Annotated in this window: 15 protein-coding genes; 7 read left to right on the plus strand and 8 right to left on the minus strand. The window is 68.6% G+C overall.

Annotated elements, in window-relative coordinates; all coding sequences use genetic code 11:
* Nucleotides 1-96 precede the first annotated feature (96 nt).
* Both msrA and msrB read right to left on the minus strand, forming a co-directional pair.
* On the minus strand, nt 97-615 hold the full coding sequence (gene msrA, locus BLW00_RS01320; protein ID WP_092548079.1) for a peptide-methionine (S)-S-oxide reductase MsrA: 519 nt from the start codon (nt 613-615) through the stop codon (nt 97-99).
* Nucleotides 612-1,073: a peptide-methionine (R)-S-oxide reductase MsrB gene (gene msrB, locus BLW00_RS01325; protein WP_092548082.1), complete on the minus strand. Its 462-nt coding sequence runs from the start codon at nt 1,071-1,073 to the stop codon at nt 612-614. The genes msrA and msrB overlap by 4 nt, the downstream gene beginning before the upstream one ends.
* 151 nt (nt 1,074-1,224) lie before the next feature.
* Here msrB and BLW00_RS01330 point away from each other — a divergent pair, with 151 nt between their 5' ends.
* Nucleotides 1,225-1,809 (plus strand): mismatch-specific DNA-glycosylase, encoded by a 585-nt coding sequence (locus tag BLW00_RS01330; protein ID WP_092548085.1) that lies wholly within the window; start codon nt 1,225-1,227, stop codon nt 1,807-1,809.
* Nucleotides 1,810-1,860: 51 nt separating this feature from the next.
* On the opposite strand, the gene BLW00_RS01335 is transcribed toward BLW00_RS01330, so the two are convergent.
* On the minus strand, nt 1,861-3,570 hold the full coding sequence (locus BLW00_RS01335; protein WP_092548088.1) for a molybdopterin-dependent oxidoreductase: 1,710 nt from the start codon (nt 3,568-3,570) through the stop codon (nt 1,861-1,863).
* 214 nt (nt 3,571-3,784) lie between these two features.
* On the opposite strand from BLW00_RS01335, the gene BLW00_RS01340 reads away from it, so the two are divergent.
* Entirely contained in the window at nt 3,785-4,921 is a 1,137-nt protein-coding gene (locus BLW00_RS01340; protein WP_139256569.1) for a hypothetical protein, read from the plus strand.
* A gap of 99 nt (nt 4,922-5,020) precedes the next feature.
* On the opposite strand, the gene BLW00_RS01345 is transcribed toward BLW00_RS01340, so the two are convergent.
* The 3 genes from BLW00_RS01345 to BLW00_RS01355 form a co-directional block, all read right to left on the minus strand.
* The gene (locus BLW00_RS01345; protein ID WP_092548094.1) at nt 5,021-5,362 is read right to left on the minus strand and encodes a hypothetical protein; all 342 of its coding nucleotides are present in this window, start codon (nt 5,360-5,362) and stop codon (nt 5,021-5,023) included.
* Between the two features lie 127 nt (nt 5,363-5,489).
* A complete protein-coding gene (locus BLW00_RS01350; RefSeq protein WP_092548097.1) occupies nt 5,490-8,693 on the minus strand; it encodes a stalk domain-containing protein in 3,204 nt (1,067 codons plus the stop codon).
* 178 nt (nt 8,694-8,871) lie between these two features.
* Nucleotides 8,872-9,645 carry an IclR family transcriptional regulator gene (locus BLW00_RS01355; protein ID WP_175494076.1) on the minus strand — a complete coding sequence of 258 codons (774 nt, stop codon included), beginning with the start codon at nt 9,643-9,645 and terminating at the stop codon, nt 8,872-8,874.
* 290 nt (nt 9,646-9,935) lie between these two features.
* Between BLW00_RS01355 and BLW00_RS01360 the strand changes: the two genes are divergently transcribed.
* From BLW00_RS01360 to BLW00_RS01375, 4 genes are all read left to right on the plus strand, one after another.
* A complete protein-coding gene (locus BLW00_RS01360; RefSeq protein ID WP_092548103.1) occupies nt 9,936-10,907 on the plus strand; it encodes a carbohydrate ABC transporter permease in 972 nt (323 codons plus the stop codon).
* A gap of 5 nt (nt 10,908-10,912) precedes the next feature.
* Nucleotides 10,913-11,782: a carbohydrate ABC transporter permease gene (locus tag BLW00_RS01365; protein WP_092551780.1), complete on the plus strand. Its 870-nt coding sequence runs from the start codon at nt 10,913-10,915 to the stop codon at nt 11,780-11,782.
* A 50-nt stretch (nt 11,783-11,832) separates the two neighbouring features.
* The gene (locus BLW00_RS01370) at nt 11,833-13,266 is read left to right on the plus strand and encodes an ABC transporter substrate-binding protein (RefSeq protein ID WP_092548106.1); all 1,434 of its coding nucleotides are present in this window, start codon (nt 11,833-11,835) and stop codon (nt 13,264-13,266) included.
* Nucleotides 13,267-13,332: 66 nt separating this feature from the next.
* Nucleotides 13,333-14,397 (plus strand): Gfo/Idh/MocA family protein, encoded by a 1,065-nt coding sequence (locus BLW00_RS01375; RefSeq protein WP_092548109.1) that lies wholly within the window; start codon nt 13,333-13,335, stop codon nt 14,395-14,397.
* Here the strand turns inward: BLW00_RS01375 and BLW00_RS01380 are convergent.
* Together BLW00_RS01380 and BLW00_RS01385 are read right to left on the minus strand one after the other, a co-directional pair.
* Nucleotides 14,370-16,898: a family 78 glycoside hydrolase catalytic domain gene (locus tag BLW00_RS01380; protein ID WP_092548112.1), complete on the minus strand. Its 2,529-nt coding sequence runs from the start codon at nt 16,896-16,898 to the stop codon at nt 14,370-14,372. The two genes, BLW00_RS01375 and BLW00_RS01380, sit on opposite strands and share 28 nt — an antisense overlap.
* Nucleotides 16,899-16,904: 6 nt before the next feature.
* Nucleotides 16,905-18,032, minus strand: a complete 1,128-nt coding sequence (locus tag BLW00_RS01385) for a mandelate racemase/muconate lactonizing enzyme family protein (RefSeq protein WP_092548115.1) — start codon at nt 18,030-18,032, stop codon at nt 16,905-16,907.
* Nucleotides 18,033-18,190: 158 nt separating this feature from the next.
* Between BLW00_RS01385 and BLW00_RS01390 the strand changes: the two genes are divergently transcribed.
* Nucleotides 18,191-19,237: a zinc-dependent alcohol dehydrogenase gene (locus BLW00_RS01390; protein WP_175494077.1), complete on the plus strand. Its 1,047-nt coding sequence runs from the start codon at nt 18,191-18,193 to the stop codon at nt 19,235-19,237.
* The last annotated feature ends 1 nt before the right edge of the window (nt 19,238 follow it).

The following is a 19,238-nucleotide window of genomic DNA, read 5'->3' on the forward strand; positions in this document are numbered from 1 at the left end:
GGCGTGGAGACCGGTGGTGGTCTCCACGCCCGTTGATGGGTGTTCGCCCGTGGCCGTGGCGCGAGTGGCTCGCGCGACGGTCAGTGGCACCGTCGGCTACAGGCTCGCTGGCTGCTCGCGGCGGGGCAGCTTCCAGCCCGGCCGCACGTAGTGGCAGGTGTAGCCGTTGGGGTAGCGCTCGAGGTAGTCCTGGTGCTCCGGCTCCGCCTCCCAGAAGGCGCCGGCGGGGGCGACCTCGGTGACGACCTTGCCCGGCCAGAGACCGGAGGCGTCGACATCCGCGATGGTGTCCTCGGCCACGCGGTGCTGCTCGTCGTTCTCGTAGTAGATCGCGGAACGGTAGCTGGTGCCGACGTCGTTACCCTGACGATTCTTGGTCGACGGGTCATGGATCTGGAAGAAGAACTCCAGCAGATCGCGGTAGCTCGTCTTCTCGGGGTCGTAGGTGATCTCGATCGCCTCGGCATGGCTCCCGTGATTGCGATAGGTGGCGTTCGGGGTGTCGCCACCGGTGTAGCCCACACGGGTGTCGAGCACGCCGGTGCGCTTACGGATCAAGTCCTCCATGCCCCAGAAACATCCACCGGCCAGGATGGCCTTCTCGGTCGTGGTCATCGTGCGTTCTCCTTCGTGTCGAACAGGGTGAGGTAGTCGCCGTAGCCCTCGGACTCAAGATTCTCCAGGGCGACGAACCGCAGAGCGGCGGAGTTGATGCAGTAGCGGAGGCCACCGGCCTCGCGCGGGCCGTCGTCGAAGACGTGGCCCAGGTGGCTGTCACCATTGGCCGAACGCACCTCGGTGCGCTTCATGCCCCAACTGCGGTCGGTCTTCTCCACCACATTGGCGGGGTCGATCGGAACGGTGAAGCTCGGCCAGCCCGAGCCGCTGTCGAACTTGTCGACGGAGGCGAACAACGGCTCCCCCGATACGACGTCGACGTAGATTCCGGCGTTCTTGTTGTCCCAGTACTGGTTGCGGAACGCCGGCTCGGTGACGTCCTCCTGGGTCACTCGATACTGCTGAGGGGTGAGGCGGGACAACGCCTCGGGGGTCTTGCGGTACTCCTGTGTCACGTGAGATCTCCTTGGATTCGCACCACTGGCTGCGGCGGTCATTGAGTAGAACATCCGTTCTGCCCGGAAAGTTCCCACGGTCGCGACATGGCACGCGATCACAGGTTGTTCACAGAATCACGTCCCGGCGCGCGTGGCATAGCCTTCTGCCATGGGTTTCACGCGCGCCGAACTGGAGTCCTACCGAGGAAAGCCGGTGCCCGATGTGCGGGGCGACGGCCTGCGGCTGCTCATCGTCGGAATCAATCCCGGTCTGCACACGGCGGCCGTGCAGGCCCCGTTCAGCCGCCGGGGAAATCGGTTCTACGCGGCGCTCTACCGAGCCGGGATCCTCGATCACGTGATCGACGCATCCGAGGGCTTCCAGCCCGGCGACCGCGAACACCTGATCGCCCGCGGCGTCGGTCTCACGAGTCTCGTCGCGGGAGCGACCGCCCGGGCCGACGAACTCAGCACCCGGCAACTCCTCGAGGGCGCTGCCGCGCTCGAATCGCGGGTCGCCGAACTGCGGCCTGCCGTCGTCGCGATGCTCGGAATCACGGCCTACCGGATCGCCTTCTCCCGCCCCCACGCAGTCGTCGGCCGTCAACCGGAGACCCTCGCCGGCGCGGAGCTCTGGGTGGTGCCGAACCCCAGCGGGCTCAACGCCCACGAGTCGGTCGACTCGCTGGCCGTGGCCTACCGCGAGGTCGCGATCGCGGCCGGCATCCCGGTCTATCCGCAACCGATCTCCTGACGCGTCCTCGTCGTCTGGCCGAAAGGCTCACCGACCGCGGCGGGGCGTCCATCACGCCACGGTGATCAAGGTGCGCTGCCACCCGCTCGATCCGTTCGGCGCAATCGGCGCCCGCTCCTGGATCTGCAGGTTGCCACGCTTGTCGGTCGCCCGCACAGCCACGTAGTGCGCGCCCGTCGTGGCCTCCCAGTCCACCACCCACTGCACCCAGGTGTCGGCGTTCACCGCGGTCGAGAGAGTCGCCGGCCGCCACTCACCGTCGTCGATCGACACCTCGACCTTGCCGATGCCGACCGTCTGCGCCCACGCGACGCCGGCGATCTTGAGCGGTCCTGCCGCCGCCGGCTTGCCGATACGCGGCGTGTCGATCCGGGACGACATCTTGACGGGCGCCTCGGCGGAGTAGCCGCGGGGCGTCCAGTACGCCTCGTCGGCCTCGAACGTGGTGACCTTCAGTTCGGTCACCCACTTCGTGGCGGAGACGTAGCCGTAGAGGCCCGGCACCACCATCCGCACCGGGAAACCGTGCTCGAACGGAAGCGGTTCGCCGTTCATGGCCACCGCGAAGATGGCGTCGATGCCGTCGTCGGTCAACGCTCCGAGCGGGGTTCCGGCGGTGAATCCGTCGATGCTCTTCGACAGCACCATGTCGGCGCCCGATTGCGGGCCGGCCTTCGCCAGCACGTCGCGGATCGGCACCCCCAGCCACTTCGCCGTGCCGAGCAGCTCGCCGCCGACCTCGTTCGAGACGCAGGTCAGGGTGATCGAGTACTCGTCGAGCCCGAGATCGAGCACGTCCTGGAACGAGAGCGTCAGCTCCGTGTCGACGAGCCCGACGACCGTGAGGCTCCAGGTGGCCGGATCGATGGAGGGCACCGTGAGCGCGGTGTCGACGCGGTAGAAGTCGGCGTTCGAGGTGTAGAGCGAGGAGAGGCCGGGTACGTCGAGCTCGGCACCGGCGGGCACCTCGACACGGCTGCGGGCGGCAGGAATCTTCAGGGCCTCGCGGAGGCCCGCGAGCGACGAGGTGGCCGCCGAGACGATGCGCGATCCGGCGCCCACCACGGCCGAGCCGACGGCCACGATCACGGTCATCGCAAGGAAGCGGCGGCGATCGACTGCGACGTGGCCCGGCCGGGCCTCGTCGCTGTCGCCGGCCGTGTCGGCCGTGCCGGCGGCTCCTTCCGCGGCCGGATCATCGGATGGCCCACTCCGGCCGACCCCGTCGGAGGTTCCGGCCGCCTGTCCGACAGGCGCCGGCGCATCCGGAGCGACCGCCTCTCGCCACCGCCGCAATCGCTTCACCAGCACGCTCAGCAGCACGACGCCGATCACGGTGCCGAGAACGGTGGGAACGGATGCGAGAGGCGTCGCGCCGGTGCGCGTCACGATCGCGATCACGGCAAGCGCTCCCGCGAGCGCGATCAGCACCGCGCCGAGTGGGGGCCGGATCCACTGCAGCACACCGGCGACGGCGGCGGCCACCACGACGGCGAGGCCGATCGAGCCGAGCAGGAAGAGCTTGTCGTTCGCGCCGAAGGTCTCGATGGCGAATTCCTTCGCCCAGCGCGGCACGATATCGATCACGAACGAGCCGACGGCGAGCACCGGGCTGCCGTCATGCGCGAGGAGGAGGGCGACGACTTCCGCCACGGCGAGCAGAGCGGCCGCGCTCACCACCCCGGCGAGAGCGGCGAAGGCGGCGAACACAGCCCGTTTCGATCCGTGCGGTCGTGCTCGCGTAGGTGTCGGTGCGCGCATGCGATGGCTCCTGCCCTTGGGGTGTCGCCAGGTATTCGGAGCGGTCGTCCGATCCGCTTGCGGTCGCACGCCGAAGCGCCCTCACCGGGAACGACGCCCCGCTCTTCCCCCTGTATGGGGTACATTTGTTGAAAACGGGGGATCTGCGCCTCCTTTCTGGCGCCTGGAATCGGGTATCGGCGGGTGCGGGCTCTCACGAGAGCGAGGACGATCGATGACCCACCATTCCGCCGAAGACGCAGTCCGCAGCAGTGACGTGAGCACCCCGACCGACAGCAACGATCTGCACACCACCGGAAGACTGTCCCGTCGCACGGTGCTGACGGCCGCGGCGTGGTCGACTCCCGTGGTGATGCTGTCGGTCGCCGCTCCGGCCGCGGCCGCGAGCGAAGCCGGGTTCGACCTCAGTTTCGACTCCTACCAGGTCGGCGACGGTCTCACGGTCTTCAGCGCGGACTTCACCCGACGGTGGGTGGCCAGTGTGCCGCTCGGAACCGTGGTGAGCAACCACGGCACGATCGCCTCTCCAGCGGGCGCGACGCTCACCGTCAGTTGCGATTCACGTGTCTTCCGCTTCACCGGCATGCGCGGATCGTTCGGTGGTGGCGGGGCGCCCGAGGCCCTCACGATCACGTCGAACACCACGTCGGGCAACCTCTCGACCATCACCGGCGTGATTCCCTACGCCATCCCCGCGGGCACCGATTCGTTCACCGGGTTCCGGGTGGCGATGGACTTCGAGACGATCGCGGTCTACCCGAACGACGGCGTGCAGCCGGTGCTGAACACGACCTGGGTGATCGGGTCGCCGGCCGGCGATCTCGACACCGGTAACGACACGGACAGTTACCCCGGCTACAGCGACATCGCCCCCGCGGCGCCGTGGGGCGTACTCACCGACGCCGTGTGGGAGCGCGTCGACTTCGCCGGAGGCAGCGGATACAGCCATCGCGCGACGAGCGTCACGATGACCTCGACCGGCCCGAACCCGGCCGTCGCCGGCGCGGAGATCATGATCCTCACCGATCAGCGGGTCAGCACTGCGATCTCGGTCGACGACATCCAGCTGAACGGCCAACCCGCCGGAGACGCCATCGTGTTCGCCCGCGACGACAGTTCCTTCGGCCAGGTCATCTACAAGTACTACACGACCACGGTCGACCTCGTCGAAGGCGACGTCGTCACCTTCTCGCTGAGCTACACCGACGGCGACCCCGCCACCGTTCCCGTCAACCTCAGTGGGTCGCAGGTGAACTTCAACGGCGTGGTGCTCAACGATGCCGACCGCCGCGCCCCCGCCCGCGGCTCCGCCTCCAACTACGATCGCACCGGCTTCGAAGCGACACCCTGAGTCGGTCGAGAATCACACCGCCACCTCGAGCACCAGGGCGCTGACCGACCGCCACTCCGACGGGTGCACCTCGCCCGGCCGGCGGACAGCGCAGGGAATTCAGCCCCGGCCCGCCACGACGTATTCCATCGAGCGCGCCTCCAGGAAGGTGCACAACTCGGAGGCGATCGTGAGTTCGGCCACGAGTTCGGCCAATCGCGCGGCATCCATGGTGACATCCACGTCGCGGCGGGTGAAGGTGACGGTCCAGTGCGGATCGCCGGGAGCGAGCGGTTCGAGATAGACGTCGATGGGCACGTGCTCGAGATGCACCACGACGAGGCCCGTTCCACCGGCGTCGTCGTCGTGATCGAGCACGCTGATCGTTCCGGCGACGTCGTGACCAGCCGCTCCGAATTCACCGACCCAGCGCTCGAGGGTCTCCTTGGTTCGAAACGGCATGGCGGCCCATCCTCTCTCCTGGCAGCAGTCTGCCAGAGCGAATCGGCATCTGCAGCGGCGCCGGCAGCAATCCCGTGGGCCGGGCTGCCGGCGCTGCTCCCCCGCCCTCGACAGCCCGGGGCGCTGATCACGGTGTGATGGTCAGCAGCTGCGCCGTGGCATCCCAGGTGACGGTGAAGCCGAGCGACTGGAAGTAGGTGGCCGCGATGTAGAAGCGGCCGCCCACCCACTGGCAGGGCGCATCCAGGTGCACGGAGGTCGCTCCCACCCACGCCGAGCTACTGCCGACCTGGGCGATCAGCGTGGTGCCGGAGCGCACGCCGACGAACCACTGCACGTCGGGCCGCCACTCCGGGCGACCCCCGATCGCCTCCACCACGTAGGCCGCCGGCACCATCGGTGTGCCGTTGGGGGCGATCAGCGGAACCGCGGTGCGCGAGTACTTGCCGCTGACGAGCAGCGACAGGGCAGGGAGCGGCACCTTCACCACCCTGATCTCGTCGATCGTGAAGTTCCCGGCCGTCGACATCATGTCGAGCCGAATCTGCCGGATCGTGCCGACCCACTTGGGGTTGCCCCACATTGCAGCGTAGCCGATGCCGAACTCGTCGTTGTAGGCGTCGAAGATCACCTGCGTGCCCTTGTCCTGGGTCCACGCCGTGTCGGCATCGGTGATGAAGTAGAGATACTCCGGGGGCGTGTCGCTCTTCATCCGCACCCTGACCCAGGGCGCCTGCTTGGCGTCGATGCCGAGATGATCGGGTGACACGAGACCCGGGTCGGTGCCGATCGAGGTGGCCGTCATCACTCCACCCAGCACCTGGATGTTGGTCACCTGGTTCTTCTCGCTGTTGGTCCAGCCCTCGACGTCACCGTCGGTGTTGAAGGTCCACCTCGTCCAGTAGTCTTCGGGCTTCGCCGGGGGCGGCAGCTCTTTGAGCGGCTGGGTGCGGGCGGCCGGGTACAGCAAGCCCAACCGCGCCGCCTGCGTGGTCGTGGGCGTGACGTTCGTTCCGTGAGCGCTCGCCCCGAAGACGTCGGCGACGGCGTTCACATAGCCGAACCCGGCGAGCGCGCTCGGCATCACGAAGTGGCCCTCGCCGAACTCGTTCCAGTTGTCGACGAGCACCATCGACCGGCCGAGGCTCGTGCTCGGCAGCGCCGGCATGAAGGTGTCGCGCACCCAGGTCGCGTTCGCCTCGAAGTCGGTCACGCTCGCCCAGGCTCCCGGCGTCAGGTTCCACGGCAGCTGGTCCTGCCCCATCGAGATGGTGGGCACGACGTCGACCACGGCGTTGCCGCGCCAGGTGAGCAGGTTCTGTCGGTAGCCCTCGGTGAGCGCGGCGACGGAGCCGACGCTGTACTTGTACTGGGCGTCGACACCGACGGTCGGCGCGTTGGCGTCGACCTGCGGGGCGATGATGATCAGGTCGTCGAACCCGGCCGCCTGCACCGCCGTGCGGAGATACGCGACCTCTGCAGCCGCCGCCGCAGCGCTGCCGAAGGTCGTGATCAGCTTCGGGATGGAGTAGATCGAGAAGACCGGCTTGTTGTCGATCACGAGGTAGTCGGGGTCGCGGAAGTAGTACTCGATCCAGTAGGGCACCATCACCGTGCGGAAGTCGCTGCTGTTGGTGGCGCCGCTGCTGATGTTCTCGTACATGATGGCGAACTTCACCAGCGACTTGTACTGCGAGGTGAAGAGCCCCTGGTGGATGTGGTGCCCGAGGTCGGGCACCTTGATCGGCTGCCCCACCCCGTCGAGCGGGCGGAACCAGCACGCCAGCTCGAACGAGATGCCGTTCTCCACCATCCACTTGATGCCCCAGTCGGTGACCTCCGGGTCGCCTTCGTCGTACCAGCCGAGCAGCGGTTTGCGGCTCGGGTAGGGGCTCAGAGCATCCCAGCCCTGGTGGTGGCCCTCACGCCAGCCGGCGAAGGTCTGCACGCCGACGAGGTAGTCGCCGGTGTTCAGCGGGACGGGGGTCGGCACGTAGTCGCTCGGCAGCGGCGGGGTGAGCGAGAGCCGGATGTCGTCGAGGTACACCTTTCCCGATGCGCCCGCCCCGACGCCGAAGGTCAGCGTGTCGATGGCCGTGACGGCCGGGATCGCGACTCCGGATGCCGCCGTCTTGCCGTTCACCCACACGGTGGCCAGGTTGTTCGTCGTGTCGGTCGTCACGCGCACGTGGTACCAGAGGTTCGGCTTGCAGTCGTAGCAGACGACCGGCGTTCCGCTCGCATCCGCGTAGGTGATGCTGCCTCCGGAGGCGCCGATCTGGACCCCGGCCGTCGTGCCGGCCGAGAGCACGGCCGAGACGTTCTGGGCGCCCGAGGGGGCGAGAAAGCGGAACTCGAGGGTGAGGTCGTCGTTCTGCGCAGCGAAGGCGCGCCGGAAGGTCGCGGTCTCGGTGGCCGCGGTCGTGTTCACCAGGAGGCTGTAGCGGTCGGCGTAGCTCGACCCGTGCAGCTCGGCGATCGAGAAGACCGCACCGGCGCCGGCCGTCGACCAGTCGGCGGGAAGGCCCGACGGCACGGTCACGAACGACTCGTTGACGAGGAATCCGCGATGGATGCGCACCGTGTCGATGTAGAAGTTGCCGACGAAGGCCTCGCTCGTCTGCATGGTGAAGAGGTCGAGCACGGTCGCGGCCTGAGCGAACGCGACCGCGCTGGCCGCCAGAGCGCCGTTCACGTAGACCGTGAACTGCGCCGCCGCGAGGTCGAGCACCACCCGCACCCCCATCGGGGTTCCGATGGCCGTGCTCGCCAGGTTCTGGGTGCCCGAGGGGGTCTGCAGGCTCAGCTGCCCCGAGTTCGCGGTGAGCACCACGGCGTTCGCCCCGGTGGTTCCGATCGTCCAGGTCACGCCGTTGAGCTGGGTGATGGGCTCGAACCGGAAGTCGACGGTGAGCACGCCCGCCGTGTGCGCCGTGAAGCGGCGCTGCATCACGATGGGCAGGCCCCCGCCGTCCGTCACTTTCGCCCAGCGTCCGTAGGCGAAGGTGAAGCTTCCGCCGGCCTGGCGCACGTCCCACCCCGACGGCACGACGAGAATCGGGTCGGTGACGGCGTTCGGCATGTGGAAGTCCTCTTCCACCAGGTACCGCGCGGTGCCGGTCGACGCCGACACGCCCCTTCCGACGATCGCGGGGAGCGGGCGGGCCGCCACCGGCGCCGGTGTGTCCCCCAGCGCGAGGCCACTGGCGGCCGCAGCCGCTGCGGCGATGGCCAGGAACGAGCGGCGGCTGATGCCATTGCCGGGCTCGGGTTGCAACAACCACTCGCTCTCGAGGACGGATTCGGTATCTGGATCGACTGCATCGCGCACAAGGACTCCCTTATCCTCTAGTTCGGTATTCTGAACTTAAATACGTCAGATTGAACTTTGAGCATGACGCTACTGGAGCCGAGCCGTCGGAGGCAAGGGTCGATCGCGAAATCGCCGAACGGCGTCCGCAGGCAGACGGCAGCGCCCCTCCGTGGAGAGGGTCACCCGGGAGCCGTCGCTATGGGCGGATGGTCGCCTCGAGCTCGGAGACGGTGGCACGCAGCTGCGCGAGGATGTCGGCCGGCCACTGCTCGGTCGTGCGCGAGGTCGGCATGGTGACCGAGAGCGCCATCTGGCGGTGCGCGTCGGACAGGAACGGCAGCGGCACGGCGACGCAGCGACATCCGCTGATGTACTCCTCGTCGTCGACCGCGAAACCCTCGCGGCGAACGCGGTCGAGAAGAACGAGGAGCTCGTCGACGTCGGAGACCGTGTGCTCGGTGAGGTGGGCGAGCGGGGCGGCGGCACGCAGTCGTCGCTCTGCCTCCGCGGGCGGGAGCAGGCCGAGGAGTGTCTTGCCGATCCCTGTCGCGTGAGCCGGCAGCTGCGTTCCCACCGACGACGCGAGACGCATCGTGCGAGCGGCCTGGCTGATGGCGATGTAGACGTTGTTCACGCCGTCGAGCTGCGCGAGCTGAACCGTCTCGCCTACGGCGGCGGCCAGCTTGTCCATCAGCGGGCGCACGATGCCGAGCAGGTCGGTGTGGCCGCGGAAGTTCTGGCCGATCTGCCAGGCGCGGAGTCCGAGCGAGTACTGACGGGTGCGCGGGTCGTGCGCGACCCAGCCCGTGGCCGTGAGGGTCTGCAGAAGCCCATGGGCGCTCGATCGCGGGATGGAGAGCTCGGTCAGGATCTCCCCGAAACTCACGCTCTCGTGCTCGCTCACGAATTCGATCAGGCCGAGAGCCCGCTCGGCGGACTTGACGCTCGTGCCTTTGTCGTCAGTGGCCATGATCTGCCTCTCCATCGCGGCAAGCGGCGATATGCCGCGTTTTCCAGCCGGATGCCATCCCGTCTATAGGATCAGAATACAGCTAGATGAACTTTTAGCCGCCCGACGAAGCCATAGTTCATGGGTGTGAACGCAGATTCCTTGACATGAACCTTCTGGCGTGCGAGACTTTCGATCATTCGGCCCGATGCGGCCCCCTGACGGGCCCACGGTCGAGCATTTGCGCGCTGACGCCGGCGATCGACACTCCCGATCACCGCGGTCAGCACCCGACTCATTGTGGAGTGGACATGGCAATACAGACACCCGACCGGGTGGTGCCGGACACGGTGGCGATCCTCGCGGACACGACTGCGCCGAGGCGCCCTCGTCGCCGGCGATCGATCAGCTGGGGCGCCTACCTCGGGCTCGCCCCGCTGGCCATCATGCTGGGCGTGTTCTGCTACTACCCCGCCGCAAGCGGCATCTTCCACTCCTTCTGGAACTGGAACCCGGGCGGGGAGTCGACCTTCACCGGTCTCGAGAACTACGCGACGATGATGAGCGATCAGCTCTGGTGGGAGTCGTTCAAGAACCTGGGCATCATCTTCCTCTTCGGCGTCGTCTCCTGGGTGATCCCGCTGGCGGCGGCAGAGCTGCTCATCTCACTGCGGAGCGAGCGCGCGCAGTTCGTCTACCGCACCCTCCTGATCGTGCCGATGGCCTTCCCCGGCGTGGTCACCGCGCTCATCTGGTCGTTCCTTTACCAGCCCAACGACGGGGTCATCAACACCTTCCTGAAGTCGATCGGCCTCGACGCGCTCGCCCAGAACTGGCTCGGCGATCCGCACCTCGCGCTGATCTCGCTGCTGTTCATCGGCTTCCCGTTCATCGCGGGCCTGCCCTTCCTGATGTTCTACTCGACGCTGCAGAACGTCCCGAAGGAGATCTTCGAGGCCTGCTCGCTCGACGGGGTGAACCGGATGCAGCGGCTCTTCCTCATCGACCTGCCGCTGATGGGCCGGCAGGTGCAGCTGCTGCTCGTGCTGGTGATCATCGAGACCCTGCAATACGGGTTCGTCGCCTACATCCTCACCAGCGGCGGGCCCGACAACGCGACGACGGTGCCCGTGCTCCACATGCTGAGCGAGGCCTTCAACGGGGGCAACTGGGGCTATGCGGCGGCGCTGTCGACCACTCTCTTCGTGCTCACCGTCGTGTTCAGCACGATCGTGGCCGTCGCCAAGCGCCGCGATTCCACGACCAATGTGAAAGGGATGTGACCCTCATGTCCGCAGCGACCATCGAGGCCCCGAGCCGGCAGCCCCGCACGAGGGTGAAACGCCGCCGCAGTGGCGCGCCCATCCACGTCGCCCTCATCGCGATCGTGGCCGTGGGGCTGCTGCCCTACCTCTTCGTGCTCACCACCTCGGTGAAGACCAACGAGCAGTTCGCCACGAGCTACTGGGCCCCGTCCTTCCCCCTGCACTTCGAGAACTACGCCACGGCCTGGAACCAGATCGCCCCGTTCATGCTGGTCTCCGTGGTGGTCGCCGCCATCTCGATCGTCGGGATCGTCGCCCTCAGCCTGCTCTCGGGATACGTCTTCGCCCGATTCCAGTTCCCCGGCCGCCGGTTCTTCTTCACGCTGGTGATCGCGCTGCTGATGGTGCCGAGCATTGCGAGCCTCATCCCGTTGTTCGTGATGATGCGCGACCTCGGCCTGCTGAACACGCTCTGGGTGCTCATCGTCCCGAGGATCGCCGGCGGCGCGGTGCTCGGCACCATCCTGATGAAGACGTTCATCGAGGGCATCCCGCAGGAGCTGTTCGACGCCGCACGGGTCGACGGCGCCGGCGCGGGCCGCCTGTTCCGCTCGATCATGCTGCCGCTGTCGCTGCCGGTCGTCGGCACCGTGTCGCTGCTCACCGTGATCGGCGTCTGGAACGACTTCTTCTGGCCGCTGCTCACGGTGACCGACAACGCCCTGAAGCCGGTGAGCGTCGGGCTGCTCTTCTTCCGCGGGCAGGCGGGCACCGACTACGGCGCGATGTTCGCGGGCTACATGATCGCGAGCCTGCCGCTGCTGCTGCTGTTCCTCTTTCTCTCCAAGTACTTCCTGGCCGGAATCCAGGGCGGGCTCCCGGGCTCGCACTGACCGCACCTCCGGCCGTTTCGTCACCAATCACACAGAAGGGCAATACAAGGATGTATAGCAAGCTCAAACCGATCATCGCGCTCGGGGTGGTCGCGACCACCGCCCTCGCACTCGCCGGATGCGCTCCCAGTGCGAGTTCGGACAAGACCGTCATCACGATCGCCGGCCCCAACCAGTGGAACACCGACGCGCAGAGCTTCGGACCGGCCTGGGAGGACCTCGTCGCCCGCTTCGAGGCGGCCGAGCCGAACATCGAGGTCAAGACGGTGGTGCTGCCGCTCACCGAGTTCTACCAGACGCTCTCGACGCAGCTCGCCGCCGGTACGGCCCCCGAGCTGATCTTCAACCAGGCCTCGCACAAGCCCGATCAGGTCGTGACGCTCGACGACTACTTCGACAAGCCGAACCCGTACATCGAGGGCAACGAGAAGTGGATCACCGCTTTCAATCCCGACTACATCGGCGGCGCCGCGAACGCGGGCCGCAATGCGGCGCAGCACTACGAGTTCGTGCCGTTCAACCTCTACCTCAGCGGCATCTACTACAACAAGGACGTGTTCACCGCCGCCGGCATCCACGAGCCGCCGGCCACGTACGGCGATCTCATCAAGGATTGCAAGGCGATCAGCGCGGCGGGCTACACGCCGCTGGCCTTCGACAACAGCTACCTCGCTCAGGCGAGCGTGGTGAAGCCCATCACCTCGATGCTGCTCACCAAGTACTTCGACGAGCTGAACTACTACGGGCCCGACGGCAAGCCCGGCACCTCGAAGCAGATCTCGGTGAAGGACTTCGCGAAGGGCGTGCTCACCGGGGAGTTCACCCCGCAGAACACCCCCGAGATCGGTGAGGCGTTCACTCTCGCGAAGCAGGTCGTCGACGCGTGCGCCACGCCCAACTGGTCCGGCGTGGCCAGCACGGGGGCCGCCTTCACCGGGGCGCAGGAGTTCCTGGCCGGAAAGGCCGCGATGTCCTTCGGAGCCAACTTCTCGGCGAACAGCCTCAACGAGGTCGACTGGAAGTACGGAACCCTCCCCTTCCCGACGATCACCAAGCAGGACAGCCCGCTCTCCACCGGCGAAGCGGCCCGCTCCGGTGCGAACACGGGCGGGACGAGCTACATGATCCCGGCCACCACCAAGGGCGACAAGCTCGACGCGGCCGTGAAGTTCCTGCAGTTCGCGTCCAGCCCGGTGGGCATCCAGCCGTGGCTCGACCAGACCGGCGGCATCCCGGCTCTGGCCGACGCCAAGCCGGCCCCCGGACTCGAGGGCCTGACCACGGGCGACTGGGCCCTCAACCCAACCGTTCCGCAACCGGCGCTGCTCCCCAAGGCGGTTCTCGGGCAGGCGATCTACACGGGCTACCTGACGGGCAACAAGTCGCTCGACGACCAGCTCACCGAGACCCTGTCGCAATGGACGACCAGCGCGAAGGAAGTCGCCGCCGACGGCAAGTGGACCGACGACTGGGCGCAGCAGTAGCACCCGAACCCACAGGATCTGGCCCGCGATCGCGCATCGCGGGCCAGATCCGCATGAGGAGGCATCATGATTCGAGTTGGTCTGGTCGGCTGCGGCTGGTGGGCCGCGCACGCCCACGTGCCTGCCATCGAAGCGCATCCGGATGCGGCGCTCGTCGCGGCGAGCGACCCCGACCCGGCGCGCCTCGCCGCGATGACGGCGGGGGCTCCGGGGGCGCGGAGCTTCTCGACGGTCGAGGAGATGCTGGCGGTGAGCGACCTCGACGTGCTCGTGGTCGCGTCGCCCGCCGCTTTCCACGCCGGGGCCGCACGGGCCGGCCTCCTGAGCGAGGTCAGCGTGCTCGTGGAGAAGCCCTTCACCCTGCACGCCGCCGAGGCCCACGGGCTGGTACGCCTGGCGCGGGCGCGCCGGCTCGGCCTCTCGGTGAGCCTGCCCTACCAGTACACGGCGGCGGCACGGGAGATTCGCGCGCTGCTGACGGAGGGCAGGCTGGGCGACCTCGTCGGCGTGCACGCCGTGTTCGAGTCGTACACGGCCCCCCTCTATTCCGGCGACGTCGACGAGTACCTCCGGCGCGTGAACCGTCCGCACGCCGTCGCGCCGCTGCCCGGCACCTACGCGGATGTCGCGATCGCCGGCGGTGGTCACGGCCAGTCCCAGACCTCCCACGTGGTCTCGGCCATCATGGACGCCACCGGGGCACGGCCGGAGCGGATCGCCGGCGAGAGCGTGTTCGTCTCCCCCGGCATGGACACGGCCAATGCGATCTCGCTGCGGCTCTCCGGCACGGCGGTCGCGACCGTCTTCTCCTCGGGGGGAGCCCTGCCCGGCCTCGCCGCGCAGCAGTCCGTCACCTATCTCGGCACCGCCGGGTCGGCGCGACACGACCTCGCCCGGGCGACGCTCGACTGGGCGACGGCGGATGGCGCGGGCGGCCACGTCGAACCGGGCGACGGCGAGTCGGCCTATCCGAACGGCGCCCCGGTCAGCACGCTGATCGACGCGGTGGCCCAGGTGCGCGCCGGCCACTCCGACGCTCCGTTGATGGAACTGACCGCAGGCGCGGAGCGCGCCGCTCGCGCGGTCGAGGTGATCGAGAGCCTCTACAGCGAGGATGCCGTCCGTGACTGAGCAGCCGGCACCGATGCATGCCGCCGGCGCCGGCCGGCCCCGACCTTCCATTCGCGTTCGCCGAGACGCACGGTCGCCACGGCTCCGACGGGGATCTCGACGTCGATGACGACGCCGGACGCCTCGGTGCGCCAGCTGACTCCGGCTCGTCCGAGCGGGGTGAGCACCTCGGCCTCCGCCGAGCTCAGGCCGAACACCGCCGGCTCGATCCGGATCTCGCGCCAGCCGCCAGCCGCCGGGGAGATGCCGGCGACCGATCGAAACAGCCAATCGTCGATGGTGCCGAGGAAGTAGTGGCCGTGCGATCGGGCGGACGGGCTCCAATGCTCCCACAACGAGGTCGCGCCCGCCTCGACCCAGAGGCCCCAACTCGGATAGTCGGTCTGCAGAGCCACGGCGAGCGCCGTCTCGGCGTGACCGTAGCGGGTGAGCTGCGGCAGCAGATACTTGGTGCCGAGGGCGCCGGTGTTCAGATGGTCGCCGTTCTCCGTGATCATCCGGGCCAGCGTGTCGGCCACCGGCCGGCGGTGCCGCTCCGGCAGCAGGTCGAAGGCGAGCGCGAGCACCTGATGGGTCTGGCGGTCTCCCCGATCGCCGGTTCCCACGATCTGGGCGCGATCGGCGGCGAAGAACTCGTCGACGAAACGACGTCGAAGGCGCGCGGCGTGCTCGAGCCACGGCTCCTGGTCGCGGCCCAGCACCCGGGCTGTCTTCGCGGCGATGTCGAGACCCGCGATCAGGTACGCCGTGGCCGCGATGCGCGTGTCTTCGGGCGCGTTGCCGCCGCCGGGATCGGCATCCGGGCTCACCCAGTCGCCGAGGGTCGTGTCGGCGATGCCGTCGGGCCACCGCGAGAGCTCGAACTCGAGGTAGGCGCTCGCGTCGGGCCAGGTGTCGGCGAGCACGCGCACGTCGCCGCGCTGCCGATAGATCTCCCACGGCACGAACAGGAGGGCTGCGTGCCAGGTCGGCGCCGGCGTCCAGTCCATCGACCAGCCGCCGTGCGGCGCGATCACCCCGGGCGCCCCCACGCCGTGCCGCGATGCGGCGATGTCGTGCGCCCATTTCGCGAGGAGCTCGTGGCTGTCGAGATTCAGCAGCATGAGCTCGGCACCCAGCATCCCGTCGCCCGTCCAGCCGTTCTTCTCGTACTTGGGGGTGTCGGTGGGCAGCCCGTGCAGGTTGTTCAGCACCGTGTCGACGGTGAGGTCGTGCAGGCGGTTCAGCAGAGCGTTCGAGCAGCGGAAGCGGCCGGTGCGGGCGACCGCGCTGTGCAGCAGCTCGGCCTCGACGACGGGCTCGCGCGTCGCCTCGACCTCCACGTAGCGGAAGCCCTGATAGCCGAAGCGTTGCGTCCACAGGAGCGGCTCTCCGGAGAGGGTGATCCGGCTCTCCTGGAACCGCCCCGCGTAGTAGCCGTGCGGATCGTCGTTGTCGGGCCGGCCGTCTGCCCGGAGCCTCTCGGCCGTGCGGACGGTGACCACCTCGCCCGCTGCGCCGTCGAGCTGGAGACGGATGCGTCCCGCGATCACCCGGGGAAAGGTGAACAGCCACCGGCCCGGCGCGCTCTGCTCGACCCGATCGGGCGCGAAGGTCTGCGCCACCGCGATCGGCTGCTGGCGCTGGTTGACGCTCCGGCCCCGGGGTCCTCGAGCGAGCGTGACCGGCGTCCATCCCGCGTCGTCGTAGCCCGCAGCGGAGCACCCGGGCCGGTCGTACCGCGCGTCGAAGTCCTCGCCGCCGTGGAGATCGTCGTAGCGGGTGGGGCCGTCGACGGCCCGCCAGCCCTCGTCGGAGAGCACCACCACCTCGTCGCCCGTCACGATCAGGATGCGCACGCAGGGCTCGTCGTGCCACGGCGCGGTCTCCCAGTTCCAGGTCGAGGGCGAGGCCATGCCGTAGAAGCCGCGGCCGAGCTCGACGCCGATGGCGTTGCGGCCGGGCACCAGGAGGCCGGTGATCTCCACCACGACGTACTGGGCCGTGACGTCGTAGTCGGTGAAGCCGGGGGCGAGGTCGAACCCGGGTACGGGCACGCCGTTGATCTCGGGGCGCGCGTAGCCGCCGGCGCCGACCACGAGGTAGCTCGGCGCGGCGAGCTGCGGCACCGTGAACTCCTGACGCAGCAGCGGTGCGGCGCCACCCGGGTCGGGGTGGGAGATCCACTGTGCTCCACGCCAGTCGTCGTCGAGGATGCCCGTGACGAACGAGGAGGACGCCCGCGCAGCGCCGTGCTCGGTCGTCACGACGATCTCCCAGCGATAACGGGTCAGGGAGCGGAGCTCGGGCCCTTCGTACTCGACGTCGACGCCCGGGCCGCCGCTCGGGTCGTCGCGACTCCAGAGGCGCCGGCCATCCGGCGCGAACAGCTCGATCCGCCAGCTGCGCACACGGGTGCCGGCCGCGCCACCGTCGACCACCCAGCCGAACCGCGGCCGCACGTCGATGCCGAGCGGCTCCTCGGCGTGTTCGACGGTGAGGCCCGTGAGGCGCACGGACATCCGCGATCAGCCGATCCGGTAGCGGTCGAGCGCGTCGTCGTCGACGTCGAGGCCGAGCCCCGGCGCCGTCGGCACGCTGATCCGCCCGCGGTCGATGCTCCAGGGCGCACTGCGGAGCACGCTCTCGTTCAGGCTCCACGCCTCATCCGGATGCAGCGTCGGAGGGATGATCGCGAGCTCCTGCCACTCCGGCCCGATGAGCGCGGCGGCCTGGAGCCACCCCGGCAGCCGCAGTCCGCCCGTGCCGTGCAGGCACACCGGCACGCCGAGCGCCTCGGCCATCGTCGCCACCCGCACGGTGGGCAGGATGCCGTTGGCGATCGACGCGTCCGGCTGGATGACGTCGAAACTGCGGGCCACGAGCGCCGCGGCGAATTCCGCCGGCGTCGCGTATCCCTCCCCACCCACGATCTGCATCTCGATCTCGTCGGCGAGCCGGGACTGGCCGCTCAGGTCGTAGCGGTCAAGCGGCTCTTCGAGCCAGCGCACCCCGACGTCCTGCAGTTCGCGCGCCTCTGCGAGCGCCTGCTCGTAGGTCCAGGTTGCGCCGGAGACGTGGGCGGTGCGATCGACCATCAGAGTGAAGTCCGGGCCGGTCGCGGCCAGGATCACTTCGCACAGTCGCGCGTTCTCGCCCGGTTCCCGCCAGCAGCGGATCTTCACGCCTTCGAACCCTGCCGCCTGATAGGCGAGCACGGCGTCGACGGTCTGGGCGTGGCTGACATGCGACTGCGAGGGGTCGCCCGGCCAGACGAGGGTGACATAGGCCTTCAGCTCCTGCATCCGCGCGCCGCCCAGCAGAGCGTGCACGGGTTCGCCGAGGGTCTTGCCCAGGGCGTCCCAGGCCGCGTGCTCGGCGCCGGCTCCGCGATTCAGGCCGCGGCGCAGCATCCCGTCGATGTCGGTGACCGATGCCCCTTCGGTGGCGGCGATGACGGCCGGCCAGACCGTGCGGTCGATGGGCCCCGCGAAGCTATGGCCACGCACTCCCTCGGTCGTGGTCATGCGCACCACGCAATAGCGGTGGTAGTACCCGGCCGCGACCTGCTCGGGGGTGGCGGGCACATTGATGGGAAAGATCTCGGTGCGGGCGATCTTCACGCCTGCGGTTCTCGACTGTGAGCCGTCAATCATGATTTCGAACTATAGCCGGGAAATCGACGAAGAAGCGAGAGAAAAGTTCTGTATTTCGAACTTGTTATCACTCTGATGAACTTATTGATAAGGTGGGATCGCTTCGACGGACGTCGGGCGACTCCGATGCGACGATGCGAGACGAGAGGAAATCGACCGTGCGAACACTGGTCCTGGAGGAATTCGGGCGCATGGCCCTGGCCGATCGCCCCATACCGGAGGTCGCCATCGGCGAGGTTCTGATCCGGGTGGCGTTCACGGGTATCTGCGGTTCGGACATCCACGGCTACACCGGCCACAACGGACGCCGGGCGGTCGGCCAGGTGATGGGCCACGAGAGCTCAGGAACGATCGAGGGGTTCGGACCGGGGGATGCGCCGTTCGGGCTCGCGATCGGGGATGCGGTGACCTTCAATCCCGTCGTGCTGCCCCTCGAAGACCGAGTGGAGTTCGTCGACCGCGAGCAGCACTCGCCCCGCAAGTCGGTGATCGGCGTCGACCCGGCGCGCTACGCCTCCTTCGCCGACTACGTCGTGGTGCCCGCGGTCAATGTGCTCCGCCTCGCCGACGGCATGCCGGTGGAGCACGGCGCCCTGGTGGAGCCGACCGCCGTCGCGCTGCACGCCGCCCGCCGAGCCGGAGTGACCGTTCAGGAGCGCGTGCTGGTCATCGGCGGCGGCCCGATCGGGCAGTCGGTGGTGCTGGTGCTCCAAGCGCTCGGCGTTCCGGAGATCTACGTCAGCGAGATCAGCCCCGGCCGCCGGAGCCTGCTCGAGGGAATGGGCGTTCCCGTGATCGATCCGTCGGCCGGCGACCTCCTCGGCGCTCTGGGCCGTCACGGCGGCCCCGTCGACGTCGTGATCGACGCCGTGGGCAGCACGCACTCGCTCGCCGACGCCCTCGCCTGCACGGTGCTCGGCGGCACGGTGTGCCTCGTCGGCATGGGCGAGCCGCAAGTGCGCCTCGACGCCTTCCAGATCAGCACCGCCGAGCGCACCCTTGTGGGCAGCTTCACCTACTCCGCGCGCGACTTCGCCGACGCCGCGGCACTGGTGGCGGACAACCCGCTGACGGCCTGGTCGCTCATCAGCAGAGTGATCGGACCCGAGAGCGCCGACGAGGCGTTCACCGACCTGGCCAATGGCGACGACATCCCGGGCAAGGTGCTCGTGGCCTTCACCAAGACCACCGAATACGCGAAGTGAG

Source organism: Herbiconiux ginsengi, from assembly GCF_900107435.1.
In the GTDB taxonomy this organism is placed as follows: Bacteria; Actinomycetota; Actinomycetes; order Actinomycetales; family Microbacteriaceae; genus Herbiconiux; species Herbiconiux ginsengi.